At 31.7% G+C, this 21024-nt stretch carries 19 protein-coding genes; 14 read left to right on the top strand and 5 right to left on the bottom strand.

Annotated elements, in window-relative coordinates:
- Positions 1–516 precede the first annotated feature (516 nt).
- The 11 genes from JBL43_RS15995 (at position 517) to JBL43_RS15945 (ending at position 13560) form a co-directional block, all read left to right on the top strand.
- Positions 517–768: a type II toxin-antitoxin system ParD family antitoxin gene (locus JBL43_RS15995; protein ID WP_198842416.1), complete on the top strand. Its 252-nt coding sequence runs from the start codon at positions 517–519 to the stop codon at positions 766–768.
- Positions 761–1060 carry a type II toxin-antitoxin system RelE/ParE family toxin gene (locus tag JBL43_RS15990; protein WP_117884343.1) on the top strand — a complete coding sequence of 100 codons (300 nt, stop codon included), beginning with the start codon at positions 761–763 and terminating at the stop codon, positions 1058–1060. Before JBL43_RS15995 ends, JBL43_RS15990 begins: the two co-directional genes overlap by 8 nt.
- A 339-nt stretch (positions 1061–1399) precedes the next feature.
- Entirely contained in the window at positions 1400–1810 is a 411-nt protein-coding gene (locus JBL43_RS15985) for a hypothetical protein (protein ID WP_198842415.1), read from the top strand.
- A gap of 169 nt (positions 1811–1979) precedes the next feature.
- Positions 1980–3551, top strand: a complete 1572-nt coding sequence (locus JBL43_RS15980) for a hypothetical protein (RefSeq protein WP_198842414.1) — start codon at positions 1980–1982, stop codon at positions 3549–3551.
- Between the two features lie 337 nt (positions 3552–3888).
- The gene (locus JBL43_RS15975) at positions 3889–5256 is read left to right on the top strand and encodes an SWIM zinc finger family protein (protein WP_198842413.1); all 1368 of its coding nucleotides are present in this window, start codon (positions 3889–3891) and stop codon (positions 5254–5256) included.
- Complete coding sequence (locus JBL43_RS15970) at positions 5253–8018, top strand: DUF6493 family protein (RefSeq protein WP_198842412.1); 2766 nt, start codon at positions 5253–5255, stop codon at positions 8016–8018. The genes JBL43_RS15975 and JBL43_RS15970 overlap by 4 nt, the downstream gene beginning before the upstream one ends.
- A 146-nt stretch (positions 8019–8164) precedes the next feature.
- Positions 8165–10009 (top strand): PLP-dependent aminotransferase family protein, encoded by a 1845-nt coding sequence (locus JBL43_RS15965; RefSeq protein WP_198842411.1) that lies wholly within the window; start codon positions 8165–8167, stop codon positions 10007–10009.
- Positions 10010–10111: 102 nt separating this feature from the next.
- Positions 10112–11299 (top strand): BaiN/RdsA family NAD(P)/FAD-dependent oxidoreductase, encoded by a 1188-nt coding sequence (locus JBL43_RS15960; RefSeq protein ID WP_198842410.1) that lies wholly within the window; start codon positions 10112–10114, stop codon positions 11297–11299.
- Between the two features lie 213 nt (positions 11300–11512).
- Entirely contained in the window at positions 11513–11854 is a 342-nt protein-coding gene (locus JBL43_RS15955) for a YciI family protein (RefSeq protein ID WP_198842409.1), read from the top strand.
- An 8-nt stretch (positions 11855–11862) separates the two neighbouring features.
- Entirely contained in the window at positions 11863–12321 is a 459-nt protein-coding gene (locus JBL43_RS15950) for a DUF1569 domain-containing protein (RefSeq protein ID WP_198842408.1), read from the top strand.
- 6 nt (positions 12322–12327) lie between these two features.
- Entirely contained in the window at positions 12328–13560 is a 1233-nt protein-coding gene (locus tag JBL43_RS15945) for an RNA polymerase sigma factor (RefSeq protein WP_198842407.1), read from the top strand.
- A gap of 119 nt (positions 13561–13679) precedes the next feature.
- Here the strand turns inward: JBL43_RS15945 and JBL43_RS15940 are convergent, their stop codons facing one another.
- The 4 genes from JBL43_RS15940 to JBL43_RS15925 all read right to left on the bottom strand — a co-directional run bounded on the left by JBL43_RS15940 (position 13680) and on the right by JBL43_RS15925 (position 16439).
- Entirely contained in the window at positions 13680–14063 is a 384-nt protein-coding gene (locus tag JBL43_RS15940; protein ID WP_198842406.1) for an HsmA family protein, read from the bottom strand.
- 11 nt (positions 14064–14074) lie between these two features.
- The gene (locus JBL43_RS15935) at positions 14075–14515 is read right to left on the bottom strand and encodes a hypothetical protein (protein WP_198842405.1); all 441 of its coding nucleotides are present in this window, start codon (positions 14513–14515) and stop codon (positions 14075–14077) included.
- A gap of 144 nt (positions 14516–14659) precedes the next feature.
- The gene (locus JBL43_RS15930) at positions 14660–15850 is read right to left on the bottom strand and encodes a winged helix-turn-helix domain-containing protein (RefSeq protein WP_198842404.1); all 1191 of its coding nucleotides are present in this window, start codon (positions 15848–15850) and stop codon (positions 14660–14662) included.
- Between the two features lie 10 nt (positions 15851–15860).
- A complete protein-coding gene (locus tag JBL43_RS15925; RefSeq protein WP_198842403.1) occupies positions 15861–16439 on the bottom strand; it encodes a Crp/Fnr family transcriptional regulator in 579 nt (192 codons plus the stop codon).
- 295 nt (positions 16440–16734) lie between these two features.
- Between JBL43_RS15925 and JBL43_RS15920 the strand changes: the two genes are divergently transcribed.
- A complete protein-coding gene (locus JBL43_RS15920; protein ID WP_198842402.1) occupies positions 16735–18540 on the top strand; it encodes a glycoside hydrolase family 2 protein in 1806 nt (601 codons plus the stop codon).
- 63 nt (positions 18541–18603) lie between these two features.
- On the opposite strand, the gene JBL43_RS15915 is transcribed toward JBL43_RS15920, so the two are convergent.
- On the bottom strand, positions 18604–18927 hold the full coding sequence (locus JBL43_RS15915; RefSeq protein ID WP_198842401.1) for a winged helix-turn-helix transcriptional regulator: 324 nt from the start codon (positions 18925–18927) through the stop codon (positions 18604–18606).
- A 140-nt stretch (positions 18928–19067) separates the two neighbouring features.
- On the opposite strand from JBL43_RS15915, the gene JBL43_RS15910 reads away from it, so the two are divergent.
- The gene (locus tag JBL43_RS15910; protein WP_198842400.1) at positions 19068–20066 is read left to right on the top strand and encodes a YhdH/YhfP family quinone oxidoreductase; all 999 of its coding nucleotides are present in this window, start codon (positions 19068–19070) and stop codon (positions 20064–20066) included.
- A 348-nt stretch (positions 20067–20414) separates the two neighbouring features.
- A complete protein-coding gene (locus tag JBL43_RS15905) occupies positions 20415–20834 on the top strand; it encodes a DUF1801 domain-containing protein (protein WP_198842399.1) in 420 nt (139 codons plus the stop codon).
- Positions 20835–21024 lie beyond the last annotated feature (190 nt).

Raw genomic sequence — 21024 nt, 5'->3', positions numbered from 1 at the left:
CAATTGCCAACAAAGAACTGAGCTAAAAAACAAACCATTTCTTCATTAAATTTGAGCACTATTATTCTAAGCTCAAAATACGATTAATAGCTATTTTGAGCTTTAATTTTTCATATTATTACCCCTTATTTTGACAAAACAGAAACATAGGTTTCATCATAGAGGATTCCAGATTTTACTATTGCAAAACTTTGCTTTATCAACTTATTTGAAACCATAATTAAAACCAGCTTTACAAACTACATTTTCACCACATATACTCCCCAAATTTTCCATTTGCTTTATTACAATTTTATGGCTACATTTGGTAGGCTGTCGCTAAATAAAACACTACTCCAACCCCATTGAAGTGCTGTTGGTTTTAGCTACGTAATTACAAGAATAAAACCTATAATAATTATAACGGATATAAACGCTCCCGATACTTCGGAAGCGTTTATACAATTGTTGTGTGCAATTTGGGGAATTTGGTAATTATACCAATTTTTGGTATATTTGATTTGAATTAGTACTCAAATGAATAAAAACACATCAATATCACTCGGAAATCATTTCGACCAATTTGTGCAAACTAGCATAAGCCAAGGAAGATTTAAAAACGTTAGCGAAGTTATTCGTGCAGGATTAAGACTTTTAGAAGAAGAAGAAAGTAAAGTCATTGCATTGAAAAAAGCAATTCAAGAAGGAATTGACAGTGGAATAGCTCACGACTTTGACCAAAAAAAACATCTTGAATCTCTAAAAGCGAAAAAGCACTCGAATGGCTGAATATAAGTTAACCAATAAAGCTGTTGAGGATTTATCAAAGATTTGGGATTATACATTTGAGATTTGGTCGGAAAAACAAGCTGACAAATATTATGCTGATCTGATTTCTAATTGTCAAGAAATTGCAGAAAGCCCAGACATAGGGAAATTCTACGATGGAATATCAAAGCAACTTCTCGGAATGAGTGCAAATCGACATATAATATTCTACAGAACTTTGAACGAAAATTATGTTGAAATAACGAGAATATTGCACGAAAGAATGGATTTGAAGAAAAGAATAGCTGAATAAAAACTGCACACAACAAAGAACTTTGGTAAAAAACAAGTAAAAACTCATTAATTTACCAATAAAGCCTGTCTATAATTATGGTTGTAAGGTAACCTCGAAGTAGCAACAGCCAAAGTCTATTTTAACATCTTATTACAAACAATAATTAAGAGTAGTTTTTCATTTGTGTTATTGCCATTTTATTTATATATTTGAAAGGATGTCGCTAAATAAAACCCCTACTCCAACCTATTTAAAGTGCTGTTGGTTTTAGCTACGTAATTCATGAAAAACATAATTGTAACTATAGGCAATATAACTGCAATAGAGTTATACATATGTTAGGTGCAATTAAATAAGATGAGTAAAATAAATTATTTTGAATTTTCTGATGCATGGGTTTTTATGGCACTTTCTAATTATGAATTGGAATGGAAAAAAATTGAACTGACTAATATAATTGCTCGAGGTGACATGCTGAATCATGCGATTTTCACTTTAGAAGAACTCTCAAATGGATTTCAAAAACTACAAGTAAAAGGATTGATTAAAATAAAAGAAGATCAAATAGCATTATCGAACTTAGGGCTTGGGATAATGAAAAAAGTAGTGGACTCAAAGAGTGGTCTTTTTACAATGGTGGATTACGCGTTAAAAAGAATCAATACGGAAAAAATATACATTGAAAATATCTCTGGAAATTTAATATCGTCATGTGAGTTTTTAACGGAAAATAATCTGTCAAAGGCCTATAAAATATATTCAAAATAAAAGCGTCTAACAACGGCTATAATTCATTGCGGCGGAATTTTCCTCCGGAAATTTCTATATTGCAATGAAGGCTTGGTCATATCGGAATAGTCCTCGCGGACGATTCCGCAACGAAAACCATAGCCCAACCGTTGGCAACAAGGCAAAAAAAAGACACACTTATAGATTTATGGAAAAAGATTATTTTCTTTTGGAAGATGGAAAAAAAAGAATTGAAACAAAATTTTCCGAAAATGGTTGGCTGACTATTTATGAAAGTAATTCAGAGGATATAGACGACCAGTCAACTGTCTTTTGCACCTTAATTTCAAATAAAAAACTAGAAGAAACCGAAGACAAATACAGTTGGCCATTTCTAATGGGTAGTGAAGGAAAACCTTCAGTTTTTGGTGACAACTCATATAAAGTTAATGCAGAAGAAGGAATTGAGCCTTTCATATTTTACAGAAGTTTTAATCTTCCCGAAAAATATGTTACATATTTTGATATTTCAGAAGAATTCATTCTTTATTTTAATCTTTACGAAAAAGCTAAGGATAAAAAGAATAGAAAATTTTACTTTATAGATGAACTTGGTCATTTAGATGAAGTTTTAATAGTAGAACCAAAATCAATCAAAGTTAAACTTCGATATTTAAAAGAATACATCACTCTAAAAGAAATGCATTTCGTTGTTTGTTTTGAATTTATGCGTTTATCCACAGAACTTCCTACCGAATGGAAAATTACGAATATTGACAAAACAACAAAATCTTCGAATCATACATACAATCATCTTATTAGGCACGTCTCTGAAAAGAAACAAAGCTGGATACTTGGAAAAGTATTTATTCATCCAAATAAAGAAAAGAAATCTCACTTTGATTTTGGAGACTCAAAAAATGAAGAATTCATTATTGGTTTTGATAATGACGGTGAAGAAATTCTAGAAGATTGCTCAGAAACTGACGGAAATCATTTTAAAGTTACTTATTTCAAAAAAGAAGTACTAAATAAATATTACAATGAACCAACTATTTATGATGTTGATGGTTTTAGTGTTGGTTGTAAATATTTTAGGCTAAAAATAGATAATAACGTTAAAGATTATGTTCCTGTATTTCTGACTAACCTAAGGGTACTACCTCATAAGGAGCAACTTCATTGGAAACAATATAATATCCAACCTCAAAATAATATGAATATTAGTGGAACTTATTATAAAACTATGATTGAAGGTAATTGGGCTGAACATCCAGAGACTGCCGATTTATTTTTTAAATCAAAATATGAAGAATTTAATAAAAAATGGGAGAAAAAGTTCGGATGGAGATTATATAAACCATTATCAGAAAAGGATAAATATTTATTTACTTCTCTTCATAAAATAACAACAAACAACGTCAAGGCATTTTGTGAACAAACACATACTGTCGTGAAACTTACAATTGAGAGATTAAACGAAAAGGAATTAGTGAGAAACATTGATTCTGGTGTAAAAGGAAGTATAGCAAAATTTGAAAAATTTCTTGAATCGAATAGTATGGTTATTCCTGACCTATTTGAATTTTTGAGAAACCTTCAAAGTCTAAGGTCAGGTTTAATAGCTCATAGTTTTAGTGATTCAAATAAGGAATGCAGAAAAGCATTAAAATATTTTGAAATAACAGACGAAAACTATGCTGATGTTTTGGAGGAAATATTCGTAAAATCCTTTTATACATTCAACACATTGGAAAAGCATTTTAAACTGGATGAATAAAACCCAGTTGCCAACAAAGAACTGAGCTAAAAAACAAACCATTTCTTCATTAAATTTACACACTATTATTCTAGGCTCAAAATACGATTAATAGGTGTATTGAGCTTTTATTTTTCTATGCAACCTCTATTTGTTTCAGCAGTACTGAAACATACGTGGCATCATATACTACCAAACAACAACTTCTTAGTTTTAAAAATAGATTGTGCACCATAAAAAACTATCAAATACCTTTTATCAAAAAATGTCGTTAAAAATAAATGGAATTGATATTTTTGAGTATAAAAATATAATGCACACACGTTCTGAATAACAAAAGCATAAAACCAACGTTTTAATGGACATTACCTATCAATACAACGAGCCTTCTACAATTACAAAAGGAAAGAACGGAAGCGAAATCTTTTTATCTCACTATAACGAGTCTTTTGAAGAAAAAGAAGTGCCTTGTTTCTTTTGGGGAAAACTTAAAGAACCTTATACCATAGCCAGAAGCCTACTTACGTTATCTAAAATTGTAGCTTCTAATTTTATGCCTCTTGGTAGTGCATTACGAGATCCTGTTATTACCGCTGGAGGTGAAAAACTTCGTTTAGAAGGTTTTTCATCATGTTGTAGTGTTTACGGAAAAGTAACTATTTTACCTGAGGCTTTAGATGGTGAGTTTTTGCAACAAGGCACTACCAACGTAGACTTCAATACCGAAATGATTGCTGCATTAAGCAAAATTAATAAAGGTGAACATGTTTTTTTTTCAATAGGAAAAAAAGAGTTTGTCATGCAAAAACAAGATCATAAGGTTATTGAGAAAAAAGTTTCGCTCCCTATTCGATGGATTAAAGGTATGGCAACCGTACAGCTGTTAAGTGCAGCCATGAAGGAAGTAGCCGTGCTAGATAAATTACAAATACAATTACTTTTTAGAGCTATACCCAAAGGAGATGTTAAAGATGATTACTACTTAAGCTTTAGAGGTAAAAAACCGGCTCTATCTCCAATAAACACAAAGGGAAGCATCTGCATTGGTGGTATTCATCGGTTGCGACTCTTAGAAAATTTACGTCCACTTGCTCAGAAACTTATAATTTATACTACCGCGTCAGAACAAGCTACCGCTTTTCAATTTGAACTCTCTAAGGTTCGTTTTACAGCCATACTGTCAAGAAGTTTTTGGAGAGGATTTTCTGGAGAAGGAAATACATTAGAAAATTTGATAGAAGATATACCTGAAGAATGGATGCAAAAACTAAATACCTATGCTCATATTAATGAAGAGTTTTCGCCAGATGATCCTATATTAAAAGACCTTCCTTCTATCGAATTTAAAAGTGTAGCTACACGTCTTTCGGCCATGGGCTTGCTTGGTTTTGATTTAAAGGAAGGTAACTACTATTACCGAAAACTACCTTTTAAAATGAGTAGCGTAGAAAGTTTAAATCCGCGATACAAAAATGCACTCAAACTGATAAAAAAGGGGGACTATGAGTGGGTGAAAAATTCAGATGAAGAAACAGAAACTAAAATAAAAGGCAGTGGTCTTTTTCATAAAGTAATTATTACACCTCATAAAACGTTGTGTACCTGCACATGGTTTGCCACCCATCAGACCAATAGAGGTGCGTGTAAACATATTCTGGCAACACAAATATTAAAGAACAATACTGAAAAAGAATTAAAACAATTACTTGAAGAATTTGAATTATGAAAAAAATTTGTAAAGACTATGAACTCCGCATAAAAAATGAAGAAGTAACAGGTACCTGTAATTGGATTAAAGGAAAAGAGTGGGAAGAACGGAAATATCTTGATGAACATCTGCTAAAGTTGTCAACCGAGAATTATACAGCAAAACAAAGTCTAATACTTCGTATTGTGGCTAGAATACACACCAGTGTTTTAAATATAAAAGAACTAGACATAGATTTACAAGTACTTGATGATGTTGATATTGCAGAATTAATTGTGTTTTATAATTTAGAAAATCCCGAAAAACGATATCAAGAAATAAAAGCTGATATCGCATCTCCGGAAAGTTTTTTAACAAGAATTCCGTACAGCGTAATAAGAGAATTATACAACAGAGGAAAAGTCCCTTTTGATCGTCAAATATTTGTGGCTTGCTTAACACGATTCAATGTATGGCATGGAGCCAGTTACAGCAAGGATTTTAAAGAAGGCATCAAAGAAAAATTTTATGCTTTCTTTCCTCAAGACGATTTTACAATAGACATATTAATGGCTGTTTTTGAAATGGAATTGGGTGTAGATAGTGCTTTCTTTTTAGATAGAGAATTTAATATAGCTGCCATTATTATAGAATTAGTAACTAGTGGTCGCATACCTCGAGCCACTATTCAGCAAAAGCTATTTGAAGCCTTTAATAACCCAACGCTTAAACAGACCACGCATGGTTGGGCAAAAAACATTTATAGAGATTTAGCGTTTACCGCTGAAGAAAATAGTGTTTGCCAAAATCAATTGATACAACTGTTATATAATGATAGAAATTTACTTGTTAATTTTGGATTACAAGAGTTAAAGAAAATTGCGAGCCACAAATCATTTGACTGGAAACTTTTTATAAATTCGTTAGACGGAATTGTCTATTCAGAGAAATTAACTGGCGGACTAAAAACGGCTTTGGCAATTCTTTACAAAGGATTAAAAAAAGACAAAAATCTCGTTGAACTATGCTGTATTAATTTAGCCCCAATTTTTCTTCAAGAAGATAATAAAGTACAATTGGCTGCACAAAAATGTTATGAACTTTTACCTGAACCAAATGAAGAAGTAAAAGAAGCTTTACTTCCTTTTATAGACACAATGCATTCTGAAGTAAAGTCGGCGTTGAGTGCTTTATTAGGAGAAAGCGAAGTTGCTGTTTCTTATGACACTTATCACCAGAAAGCATATATTCCAAAACCATGTAATGCCAAAAACAAGATACAATATATAGATAATGAAGATGATTTCATTTTTCTAACCTCTAAAGTGCTTAAAAGTAATGATGTGTTAGATTACGAATTATTTTTAGAAGGTATTCTTAGATACTATAATCTCAAAGACACCCATTATAAAACCTTACAACCTGCATTAAAACAAGCCAAAAGAATTGCAGAAGAACAATATTTAGATATTACAGCTCGTGTAGGTGTACATCATGTTATGGTGGCTGAACTTATTTGTATGTGGCTCTCGCCTACGCTATCAAATTTCAGTACGGAAAAACAGGAATGGGAGCAAAAAGTAAAAAAAGAAGATCGTTTTTTATATACAGCAAATAGATGGTATGCTTTGTATTATCGATTTAAAAGAGTGGTCTATGTCTTAGATCAAATTCAGCATAAAAAAGTACTTCCATTGTTGAGTACACCAACCCATAACCATTTTGAAATTGATCCTGTTGTCTTTTTTGAACGCTTAGAACTTTATAAAAAAGCTAATAAAATACCTGATGAAACCGATTTCTGTTCTGCAATTTGTAGGTTAAACAGAGGGTCTCCGATACCAAAAGAAAGACCTTCTATATCTCAGGAACATGATGACATTCTTGCATTTTTATTAGACGATAAGGCCAGTTTCAATCCAAAACAAATAAAAAATCTTCATTCCATTTGGCTAACAGCTTACGCTCTAAAAAATCCAAACAAAGCGATTGAAGCCACTAAATCAAAACATGAAAACCAAGATTGGTATAAAACGCCTATCGAATGGGACTGGAACGTTGCACGAAGATATTCTGATAATCGAAAATATAGCTGGGCATATTTAGTACAAAATATAGAACATACAGATATTTATACCGTAAACGTAACTCAAAACAGTTACTTAGAACATCACCTAACCAATACAGAATTTATTATTGCAGATGTAAGCCATTGGTTTTCTAGAGATGGATATTTACAAGACCCCTTATATGTAAATCTTATTTTAAACACATTTAACTACCTGTCAGATATAGAAGCCAGCGAAACAAAGTCTATTTTAGAAGTAGTAAAATATAACGCAGAATACCCAGTACCACTTTATAAAGGAGGTTATTTATTTCTTACTTTATCTTTATTTTGTAGCAAAACACCTATACGTACTGGTGCTTTTGATTGGTTAGATTTACTTATAACGCATCAATATTTAAATTTGGATGAATTCACACTGGCCACATCGAAATTGGTTGCCAATGAAGCAAATGCTATTCCTATGACACGTGTTGCAGAACAGTTTGATCGTTTATTCCAATTAAAAGGTGTGTTTATAGATGTTTTACATCAAACCATTGAAGTAATTCTTACCAATATTAACCTTGAAAACATCCCCAAAGGTTTTAGTAAAATTATGCATTACTATTATGAAGTCTTGCAGATTGTAAATAAACCCATACCTAAAAATATAACTGCAACACTACAGAAAATGCTACAGATAAATTCTATTAAAAAAGAAGTTAAAAAAATATTGAGTTTATATGAATAAATAATAGTTAATTTCTTTAATTATTCATTCGGTGTACAGAAAAAATAATGCTAAAAAATTTTGACGAGGCACAATAATACACGATGAAATAACTTAAAAAAAATCTAATTAATTGTACCTTGGCAGTCTATTTAATGGTGAAAATTATGGAAGAAAATAAAATATTCAATTTTATAAAAGATGTATTAGAAAATATGCCAACGGGCTGGCTGAGTATGACAACTCATCGATTAGATATTTATGATGAAAAATTGGCGAAAACTCAATTTTTAGAGCAGTTTGAAACGTTGTTTAATGACAATAATTCTGAAGCTGCGGCACTGAATAATTTACCTACTGCGTATGATTATATTCGCTTAGGTCATCCATTATCTTGTGTACTAGAATGGGCTATTGCTAAATTACATGATTTAAAATCAGAAAATGTAATCAGCTTTTCGTCTAAGTCAGTTCCCATTTTGGCTGTGCTAAGAAAGAATCTATTCACTAATAAAAATACTCAAATCGTTTATACGGATGCTTTACCAGCCTTTTTTGATGCTGAAATCATAAAACGCGTGTATGGTTACAACTTTGAGCTAAAGCAAGTAGAAAATGCAGATGAAATTTCTGAGTTTAATGGAAGCACTATTTTTATTTCAGAACAAGATAAAATTGATGCTATTGATACGAATCCATTGATTGACTTTTTTATAGGTCTTCATGGTCAATTGGGTAGTATTTTAGTTGTAAATGGTAAAGAAAATGAAAGTTATGTCTCCGATATTCAACATGTAAGAAGAAGAGAAACCATCGCAATGACGCCTGCTAATTCTTTAGCCGCTTTAAAGTCGCTTATAGGGCAATCATTTATTGAGACGGAGAGAAATAATATTGAGGCTAATAAAACTAGTGTATTAGATTCCATTGTAAAAATTACAAATACAAATACGAAACCACTCGTAGCTTCAAGTGGACTATCTATTCAATATGCAATTATGATGGGTCTTATTCATGATGCCTTAGAAAATCATAAAGGCAAAGCAATCAAATTTATTGTTCCTCCAAACTGTTATGGTGGTACAAATGATCAAGCCAGACGTGTTGCTGCGTGTATTGACAATGTTGAAATTGTAGATTTACCTGTAGATGGTGATAATGATATGGTACAAAGTATTACTATCGTTTTAGATAAAATTGCCAAAGAAGATGCTATTCCATACATCATCGCTGAAATTCCAACAAACCCGAGAGTTGAAGTTCCTGATTTAAAAAAATTAAAAGAAGCTTTACGTAAAGAAAGAAAAACTCCAACGGGTAATATAGCCATTGATCCTGTATTTATTTTAGATCAAACATTTTGTCCAAATGTCCACTTTTTAGGCGAAAGTGACATCCTATCAACAGTGAGAACTGTTTCATTTGCTAGTGGCTCAAAATTCCCTAGTGGCGGAAAATGTACTGCTGGCTATTGTGTAAGTAACACAAAAACGGCAGCATTGATGGAGAAAATAGAATTGCATCTAACAATTTGCGATAATGAAGCTACAGCTTTGCAATATGAGATATTAGCAAAACAATTGCCTTCTATGAACCAAAGAATAATCGATGCTTATAAAAACACACGTGAATTTGTAAACTTTATCCATAAAGTATTACCAGATGCGAAAATTAATTTTGTTTCAAAAGAATTGGCAGCACAAGGATTTACGCCATCTGTGTTTTCATTAGACCTTCCTACAACAGGAAATACTGATGAAGAAAAGGAAGCCCATAAAAGAGCATTGAATTTGAAATTAATCAATTTAATGATTACGGAGATTCCTAATGAGAGTAAATTCTGTGTGAGCTACGGTCAGTTAAAAGGATGTTATTGGACAATACCGGCTACCTCAACACAAGGAACAACCAAAGAAGGTGATAAAGATTATATTGTACGTGCCTCACTTTCTCCAAATATGGATCTGGACCTTCATAAAAAAGTCTTTTTAAAATTTGTAGAAGGTATTTAGGTATTATAGAAGTAAAGTCCAATTAAAAAATAAGTCAACCGAAGAAAGTATACTATTAACGATAAGTGATTTAAATTTTTAAACAACAACCATTTTTGTTTCATGAAAAAACAAATTGCAATTATAGGTGGCGGCCCCTCAGCTTTAGTATTGGCTGCTTTTTTAGATGCTGAAAAATTTGCGATTACTGTCTATGAAAAAAACAAAACGGCTGGGCGTAAATTTTTAGTTGCTGGTAAAGGTGGTTTTAATTTAACACATTCAAAAGCGATTGATAAATTTATTAAACGGTATACTCCAACTAATTTCTTAGACAAAGCCTTACTCGATTTTACGAATACTGATTTTAGAAATTGGCTTGATCAACTTGAGATTTCAACCTATGTCGGAAGTAGTAAAAGAGTGTATCCTACGGAAGGAATTAAACCTATTGAAGTACTGAATGCAATTCTCAATACCCTCAAAGAAAAAGGCGTTGTTATCAAATATGAACAAACTTTTTCTGGTTGGGATGATGATAACAATCCGATTATTAATAATAAAACGATAGCAACAGATTACACCGTGTTTTCACTAGGCGGTGGAAGTTGGAAAATTACGGGATCTGACGGGATTTGGTTAGATACTTTTTCTAAAAAAGGAATCAAAACAAAAGCATTTCAAGCCTCAAACTGTGGATATCAAATTGATTGGAAACCTGATTTTATTAAAAAGCATGAAGGAACTCCATTAAAGAATATTGCTATTTCTTGTAATTCTAAAGTTCAGAAAGGAGAAGCGGTTATTACCAAATTAGGATTGGAAGGAAATTCCATTTACGGACTGAGTCCACAAATTAGAGACCAGTTGAATGTACATTCAAAAGCATTTATTTTCATTGATTTCAAACCCTCGTTAACATTTGAAAATATACATTCTAAACTAACATTATCTACTTATAGGAATACTACTGAGGTCTTAAAAAAGGAATTAAAACTAAGTACATCTCAAATTGATCTGCTAAAAACATATCTGCCTAAAGCATCCTATTTAAATATAGATATATTAACCAAAAACATCAAAGAATTTCCATTAGAAATAATAAATACGGCCCCCATTGACGAAGCAATTTCTACCGTTGGAGGAATAGATTTAAAGGCTCTTTCTAAAAATTTTGAACTTGCTAATTTACCCCATCAATTTTGTATTGGCGAAATGGTAGATTGGGATGCTCCTACTGGTGGATATCTATTGCAAGCCTGTGCTAGCATGGGCGTATCTTTAGCTAAACATCTAAACAGCAGAAAATAAAACGCTTTCACATCCTTTGTTATCATTTATAAGCTTACAGAAAAGTCCAGATTTTATATTCATTTTATATTTGTTAAATTAGAGGCTTAACGATATTGCAATATAAAATTACGGTAAGCTTAAAAATACGTAAACTAAAAAAAAAGAACGAATGATGTCCTATTTATAATAACACAATCGTCATATAGATATAAACTAAAAATAGTAGAAATTATGAAAGATTTTATGATGATTTTCAGAAATGAAAAAACAGATCAACCAAAACCTTCGCCAGAACAAATGCAAGCTATGATTAAACAATGGCAAGACTGGATTGGCGGAATTGCAGCCCAAGGAAAATTTGTAAGCACCAATGCTCTTGGTTATGAAGGACAAACTGTAAATTCAAATGGAGTTGTAAGCGATGGACCCTATGCAGAAATAAAAGAAATAGTTGGAGGTTATATTATTGTGAAAGCTGATACTCTTTCCGATGCTGTAAAACTTTCAGAAGGTTGTCCAACATTATTAATGGGTGGCAAAGTTGAAGTTAGAGATGTAATGATAATTAATTAAAAATTCAAATGGCATTACCAAATATATTTAATAAGGACATTTCAGAAAATGTAATTCAAAGAATTAACAACTTGAAACCAGAAACTCAACCCAATTGGGGAAAGATGAATGTTTCTGAAATGTTAGCACATTGCAATGTTACCTATGAAATGGTCTATGAAAATAAACACCCGAAGCCAAATCTATTTATGAAAGTTATAATGAAATCTTTTATAAAGAAAATTGTGACAAGCGAAACACCTTATAAGCAAAATGGACAAACCGCACCTGCATTCAAAATTAAAGATTCTAGAAATTTTGAAATAGAGAAAAATCGCTTGATTGCATATATTAACAAAACGCAACAATTAGGTGCGAGTAGCTTTGATAATAAAGATTCCCTTTCATTTGGAAAATTGAATACTGTCGAGTGGAACAATATGTTTTATAAACATTTAGACCATCACTTAAATCAATTTTCAGTGTAGTTTTTTATGAAAGAAAAGGAACTTATTCCTCAATTATTTAAAACAGAGTACAGAAAAATTATTTCTGTACTCTGTAAATTATTTGGAATAGTGCACATAGAAATTGCTGAAGATATTGCAAACGATACTTTTCTATTGGCTTCCGAAACCTGGGGATTAAAAGGAATACCAGAAAACCCTACCGCTTGGTTGTATACTGTGGCCAAAAACAAAACAAGAGACTATTTTAAAAGAATAAAAATATTTAACGAGAAGGTTCAAATAGAGCTAAGAAATACACAGTCACTTTCCCATGAAATGGAACTTGATCTGTCAGATAAAAATATTAATGACAGTCAATTGCAAATGCTATTTGCCATTTGCAACCCTATTAATAGCAATGAATCACAAATTGCTCTTGCTTTAAGAATTCTCTGTGGTTTTGGTATTGATGAAATTGCCAACGCACTCTTAAGCACTAAAGAAACAATAAATAAAAGACTATATAGAGCAAAATTAATATTAAGGAAGAATAATGTTGCTTTATCTTTTCCTTCAAATATAGATTTGGAAAAAAGGTTAGACAATGTTCTATCCATTTTGTACCTACTCTTTAACGAGGGTTATTATTCGTCTACGGCAACAAATACAATAAGTAGAGAACTATGTTTTGAAGCCATGCGTCTACTCTATATTTTAACCGAAAACGATAAAACAAATACTCCGAAAGTAAATGCCCTGATGGCACTATTCTGCTTTCATTCTTCAAGATTTGATGCTAGATTTGACCACATTGGTCAACAAGTTATCTATGAAAAACAAGACAAAACCCAATGGAATTTTGAACTGATTAAAAAAGGTGAGACCTATCTTAACATTTCTGCAAAAAGAAAACAAATATCAAAATACCATTTAGAGGCTGGAATTGCTTTTTGGCACACAAGAACAAAAGTATCGGAAAATGAAAAATGGAATAACATTTTACAACTATACAACCGACTATTACAAATTGAATATTCACCTATTGCTGCTTTAAACAGGACTTTTGCTTTAGCCATGGCCGATAATAAAAAAACGGCACTGAAACAGGCATTAAAAATAAATTTAAAACATAACCACCTATACCACTCGCTTTTGGCAGAATTATATACAGGAATAGATAAGCAGAAAGTAATTGAACATTTAGATTTAGCTATAAAACTAACAAAAAGCGAAAATGATAGGCTATTACTAAAAAACAAAAGAGATGCAATGAACTAATTCCTCTTTATAGAGAGCAGCACCACCAAACATCTGTTTTACGTATACATTACCCCAACTTGATAATTGATCAAGAACAAACTGAACAAAATTATTAGATACAGCCATATAATTTTGGGTTATAAGTTAGACAAAATACGTGACGAGATATTTATAAACATGGGACTTAAATAGGGAATCAACCATAAAATCCAAACGAACAAACTAAATTTATGGAATTTCAAAATCGCTTTTTCATCATTATTAATAAGTACATCGGCTGCCCAAATTACATGAATAAACATAAGAATAATTGCAATTATCCCAACAATTCCATGAAAACTAAATGAAATACCATCGCTAATACCAAACATTATTCCTGTACCCCAAGAATCGCAAATTAAACCAAGAATAAAAAACAGTAAATGCCAAAGCTTCAGTCTTCCCTGAAATTTTTCTGACCAAACTCCAATTGTATAAAGTATTAAGGCAACTCCCATAATAATACTAGCAGTTCCATTCATAATTTATTCATTTATCTTTTTTGCTTTCTTGAATACAATTTTGACGCAATCCATGCTCCTATTATCATTTCTAGCCAAGCAATAGAGAATAAAATAGCTGCAGTACTCCACGTACCTAAGCCAGTATTTACAGTAGCAATCCAAAAAATGCCAATAGTGGCAATAGCTGTAGTAGTTCCTGCAATAAAAATTGCTTTAAAATTGTTCCCAAATACTTCACTACAAAGCCAAAAGATAAATACTAGAACAATTGCTAATAGTGTGTCCCAGACACCCCAAATTAAGGCGTTGCTCACTTCCATAGCTCCGATTGGAATTCTACCTGCAAAAAATTCTTCCATTAGAGGGAATGCTACCAATATGGCTCTTGCTACTTCTGCAATATGTATCCAGATACTTGTAATTAATGTGATTATTACAAATTGTTTGAGATTGAATTTTGTCGTTTCCATGCTGTAGTTTTTAATATACCTTACAAAGGTACAACTCGCTAAAAGAATATGACGTTGACATTTGCTAAGAAAAGCTTTCTGCTATTTCGATTTATTGTTTAAAAATATGTAAAAAAGGGTGACAAAAAAATCTGTTGAATAACACTAGCTCACATTAAGAGTCTCCTGTAACACAACTTTAAAATTGTCCGGTGTTGTTTTATGTAAACGAATTTCAGTACAATTATTAAAACATTTAAAATTATCAATCTCTTCACAAAAAGCAATTGTAAAAGCATCCAGATCCAAAAGTTGTTTTTCTAATACCAAATGATTTATATGCAAAACAGCTGTTTTTCTTTCTGCTTTACAATCCATTCGAGCAACCAATTTACCAGCCCACAAAATGGGTAAAGAAAAGTAGCCATACTTACGTTTTTCCTTTGGAACGTAACACTCAATTTGATAATCAAAACCAAACAACATCTGCATTCGTTTGCGTTGAATAAGTAAATTATCGAAAGGAGAAAGTATTTTTAACGGATTGCTAGGTAAAGGATTATTCAACAAATCAATAAAGTCTGGCAATACATAATAATGATGATTATCAACATTTAGCTTAACCAATTCACCATTTGCATGCATATCTTTTAATCCTGTTGATACCAATCCTTTTGTTTTTTTAAGTAAATAAGAAATCTCACTCGCCTGTCCGATTCCATTTGCTCTCAAGTAACTTTTTATTAAAAAACGGATGTATTCTTCTTGTGTTGGCATATTTACATCGATACCTTTTGGTAATACCCGTTCTGTTAAGTCGTAAACTTTATGGAAATTTTTCCGGGACTTAATCATCAATTCACCTTGCATAAACAAATTTTCTAAAGCCTGTTTTGACGGCTTACTCCCCCACGCTAAAACTTTTCCTGTATGTACAAAATCCTTAGCCATTAATGGACCTTCACTTTCAATACGTTTCAATACAGTTTTCATTAAAGGAGTGTCGCGTTCATACCAATGCTTTTGTTCCCCTTTTAAAATCGCATTTTTACGTGGTAGTGTATATTTATAATCTTGCATGGGTAGATAAGCAGCTGCATGTGACCAATATTCAAATACCTTTTTCTTTTCCAACAATTCATCAAGATGGTTGTTTTGATATTCCGAGTTTCTATTCCATAAAGTATGATGGTGTGCACGTTCTATAGCAGAAATGGTGTCAATTTGAATATAACCGAGATGCTCAATGGTTGATAAGGTTTTTTCTATCGCTGTTTCTTTGCCTTCAGAAGTTAAAATATGTTGAGACAATAGTACCAGCTTTTGTGCTTCTTGAATAGAAAGTGATTTTGACATTTAGGTACAATTAAAATTTAGAATTACGTATGCCATTCCGAATTCGGCTTAAATGTTCCGCAGAAATTCCAATGTATGAAGCTATTTGATGTTGTGGAACGTATGAAATGATTTGTTTATTATTTTTCAATAGGTTTAAATACCTTTCTTTTGGAGTTTTAGTAATAAAATCTTTTCGTTCATTTTCCATTCTTATATAATTCATTTTAAACATATTAAAACTCATTCTATGAAACCCAATAATTTTGGTATTTAAAAATTCCAAAGCTTCCATAGTCATCTCAATTGCTTTTATTGAATCTAATGCCTGAATATGCATCTGAGCCTTTTGTTGCAATAAATAATTTACATAATCATATGTATGGTCATTTTCAAAAAAAAAATTTGTAGTTATTTCTTTTCCATCAACAGATACGAAACCTCGTGCACAGCCTTTTAAAATAATAACCACTCTATTACAGGTCTCTCCTTCCTTAAGTAAAGATTCACCTTTTTTATATTCAATTATTTCAAAACGCGAAAGAAATAAATCTGCATCGGCATCAGTCATTTCCAGTTCCTCTATAAGATATCTTTTATAACTTTCCATCTTGTAAATTTAACAAAAATAGAAATGTTTTTTTCAGATAATATACAGTGAAATAAGAAAACTATTATGACACCCGACATAATTAGCAACCCATTATTTACAAACAGAAAATCATACTTTATTTTTCCTCTAATTCGTTTTCTTTTATTAACTTAGTTCAGTAAAAAAACAACTAAAAAGAACACTTTCATCAACACATTTATTACTGTTTTCAACAACATTAGCCCTATTAAAAAATAAGGTAACCATTAAAAAAAATGAATGTTGAACAGAATAACTTGAACAAAAACCAATCATGAAATTAATTAAAACCATCCTTATTGTATTTGTAATTATTTCAAATACACCACTTACAGCTCAAGAAACCGGATTTTCTGACTTATTACAAAATATTGACTCAAGAGAAAAAATAGAATTAAATGGCATGTGGGACATTATTGTTGATCCTCTTGAAAATGGATATTACAACCATAGATTGCAGGTAAAAGATGATGGTTACTTTAAAAATGCTAAGATGGAATCTCCTTCTGACCTCATTGAATATAACTTTGATACCAGTTTGCAATTGATGGTTCCTGGTGATTGGAACACGCAAATGGATAAATTATACTATTATGAAGGAACCGTTTGGTACAAAAAGGATTTTAATTATACCATTGATAGTAATGAATTGGCTTTTTTATATTTTGAAGCTGTTAATTATGAATCTATCGTTTATCTAAATGGTGAACGCATTGGTTCGCATGTAGGTGGTTATACTCCATTTCAATTTGACGTTACTGATAAATTGAAAGAAGGAACTAATTTTGTAGTAGTAAAAGTAGATAATAAACGAAAAAAAGAAAATGTACCTACTGTGAATCAAGATTGGTGGAACTATGGTGGAATTACAAGATCAGTGCATTTGGTTAAAACACCAATATCACATATAGCTGATTATTCAATTCAGTTACCAAAAGGAAATACCAAAACAATTGAAGGTTGGGTGTCAGTTAAAAATGGAAAAGATGGTGATGCTGTAAACGTAAGCATCCCTGAACTTAAAAAGAATGTAGATGCTGTTGTAAAAAATGGTCTCGCTAAATTTTCTATAAAGGCTAAGCCCGTGCTTTGGGAACCTAAAAACCCGAAAACATATGAAGTAATTTTAAAAACAGCAACGGATAAAATTACAGACCACATTGGATTTAGAACCATTGAAACCAAAGGCTCTAAAATTTTATTAAATGGAAAAGATATCTTTTTAAAAGGGATCAGTATTCATGAAGAAGCCCCTTTCAAAACTGGACGTGTTGTTTCTAAAGAAGAATGTAAAATACTGTTGCAATGGGCAAAAGAATTGGGCTGTAATTTTATACGATTGGCACACTACCCTCATAGTGAAGCAATGGTACGTGAGGCAGAAAAAATGGGCTTTATAATTTGGTCTGAAATACCTGTGTATTGGACCATACAATTTGAAAATAAAGATACCTATGCGAACGCGAAGAATCAACTTACGGAAATGATTTCTCGTGATAAAAACCGAGCGTCAGTTGTTTTATGGTCTATGGCTAATGAAACACCTGAAGGTGAGGCACGATTATCTTTTATAGAAAATCTAGCTAAACAGGCTAGAGAGCTTGATAATACCCGATTAATTACTGCTGCGTTGGATACACAAGGATATGGTGATGATGGTAACTTAATAGAAGACCCACTTGGAAAAGTTGTAGATGTAATTGGAATAAATAATTATTGTGGATGGTATGCTGGATCAACTGAAAGTTGTTCAAAATTAAAATGGGCTAGTGCCTATAACAAGCCTATGATTATGAGTGAAGTTGGTGGTGGTGCATTATACGGTTTACATGGTGAAAAGAATGAACGTTGGACAGAAGAATATCAAGCAGAGGTATATAGAACCAATATTGAAATGATGAGAAACATTGATTTTTTAGCAGGTTTATCTCCTTGGATTTTAATGGACTTCCGTTCTTCAAGACGTCCTTTAAGAAGAATTCAAGATGATTTTAATAGAAAAGGATTAATATCTGAACAAGGAATGAAAAAACAAGCCTTTTTTATCCTTCGTGATTATTATCTAAACGAAAATAATTAAAACCTTGTCATGTTTGTTTTAGAGATTAAAAGTCAATTTTGTAACTGAGGTATTATTTAATAATTAATCCACGGTTTCAATACTATTTTCAAAAAGCAAGCCACCTTTATACATTCCTTTTAAAACAGGATGTATATTTTTTCCCAGTTCTGTCAAGCTATACTCTACTCTAGGTGGCACTTCTGGGAATACTTCCCTGTGAATCAAACTATCTTTCTCCAACTCCTTAAGTTGTTTAGAAATCATACGCTCACTAATATCAGGCATTAGTCTAACCAATTCACTATACCTCTTATCTCCTTGAAAAAGATGTAAAATGATGGTACCTTTTCTTTTTCCTTTAATTGTATTTATAAAAGTATCAATAGGACAATAACTTTTTTTCATTTTTTTTTATGCTTAGACGCCTCATAATAGTCAAAACAGAACAAAATGTTCGTAAGTGAACCATTTGTAAGCTCTTGTATATCAGAATATTTTGACCGAAATTTGCTGTAAAAGTAAGTAAAACAGATAAAACAGCAACTATGAATAAGCAATCAAAATACAAAGCGTACAGAGTAGAAGAGAAAGATGGAAACTATATTTCTTCTATTAAGGAAATTCCTTTTACACCCCTAGAACAAGGTGAGTTACTAATAAAAGTACACTATAGTTCTTTAAACTATAAAGATGCCTTGTCTAGTATTGGTAATAAAGGAGTAACGCGGAATTATCCACACACTCCAGGAATTGATGCTGCCGGAACGATTGTATCTTCTAAATCAAATAAGTTTTCGGTGTCAGACCAAGTTATTGTTACTAGTTATGATTTAGGTATGAATACAGATGGTGGATTTGCTCAATATGTTAAGGTACCAGAAGATTGGGCTGTTAAGCTACCCGAAAATCTTACGATGAAGGAAGCAATGACTATTGGAACGGCAGGATTAACCGCAGGTATGTCTGTACTTAGATTAAGCGAAATGGTAAAGCCCGAAGATGGACCTATCATAGTTTCTGGTGCTACCGGAGGTGTAGGTTCTTTAAGTGTCGTTATACTAAAAAAACTTGGCTATAAAACTGTGGCAATTACAGGCAAAGCACCTGAAATGGAATTTTTAAAGAAACTTGGAGTTGATGAAATTATTTTGCGAAAAGACTTTGAAGCAATGGACAATAAACCGCTTTTGAAGCCAATTTTTGCAGGTGGTATTGATACTGTAGGTGGCGTAATTCTAGAAAACATTATTAAATCTACGCGTCCAATGGGTGTTGTAACTTGTTGTGGAAATGTTGCTTCTCCTAAACTTGATTTAACTGTATTTCCTTTTATTTTAAGAGGTGTTACGTTAATTGGTATAGACTCTCAAAACTATCCGATGACTTACAGAGAGAAGGTATGGAATAAATTATCTAACGAATGGAAAAATGACCGATTAACCGAAGCTTCTGCTGAAATATCTTTAAAAGAATTAAATGAAAAGATTGCCTTAATGCTAAAAGGAAAATTAAAAGGAAGAACAGTAGTGACATTAGAGGTATAAAAATACACCCTCATTATTACAACTAAAAAATAAAAACTTAATTTAAGCATTGAGAAGTTACGTTTATCCAAGCGTAACTTTTCATTTTTTAGTCATCATTTTAATATCATCATAAAAATTGAAGAAATAAAATTAACCGCAGAGTCGTTAAAGGTTATGCAAAATAATCAGTTCTTCTACAGATACTAATAATTAACCACTCCTCTATTAACCAGTCTTTTATCGTTAAACACAAGAGTACGCATATTTCAATTGACCTCAACTTTTATTGTTATCTTTGAATAATTCTTTTACTAATATCAGAAATTGTATTAGTATGTTGGAAATTAAAATAACGTTTAGAATACGATGAAACTAACCACTAACCCAAAAACCGAAGAAGTTTTTGAAAACTATCCTAAAACAGTACAAAGTCAAATGAATCAATTAAGAGCGTTAGTTTTAGAAGCTGCTTCTGAAATTGAAGGCCTTCAAAATTTAGAAGAAACATTAAAATGGGGAGAGCCAAGTTATTTAACAAAAAATGGAAGTACGGTCAGAATGGATTGGAAAACAAAAACGCCAGAACAATTTGCCATTTACTTCAAATGCACTTCTAAATTAGTAACTACTTTTAAAACAATTTATAAAGACACTTTTCATTATGAAGGCAATAGAGCAATAATTTTTAATCTTAATGACAACATCCCTGAAACCGAATTAAAGCATTGCATTACAATGGCTTTAACTTACCATAAAATTAAACATTTACCATTGTTAGGTGCTTAAAACTCCTTTCTCTTATTATATTAAATTTTAAAATAATCTTTACTTTTTTAAATTAAAGATTTTAACTTTTCTATTATTACCAAACATTAAAGCAGATGTCAAAATAAGTTAGCACTAAATCTAATTGATACATCTAAATGATGGTAATTTCAAAAAAAAAGGCCAAATATTTTGCATTTGAGCTAACAAC

Source organism: Aureibaculum flavum, assembly GCF_016406085.1.
In the GTDB taxonomy this organism is placed as follows: domain Bacteria; phylum Bacteroidota; class Bacteroidia; order Flavobacteriales; family Flavobacteriaceae; genus Aureibaculum; species Aureibaculum flavum.
This window is presented reverse-complemented; position numbering and strand designations above follow the sequence as displayed.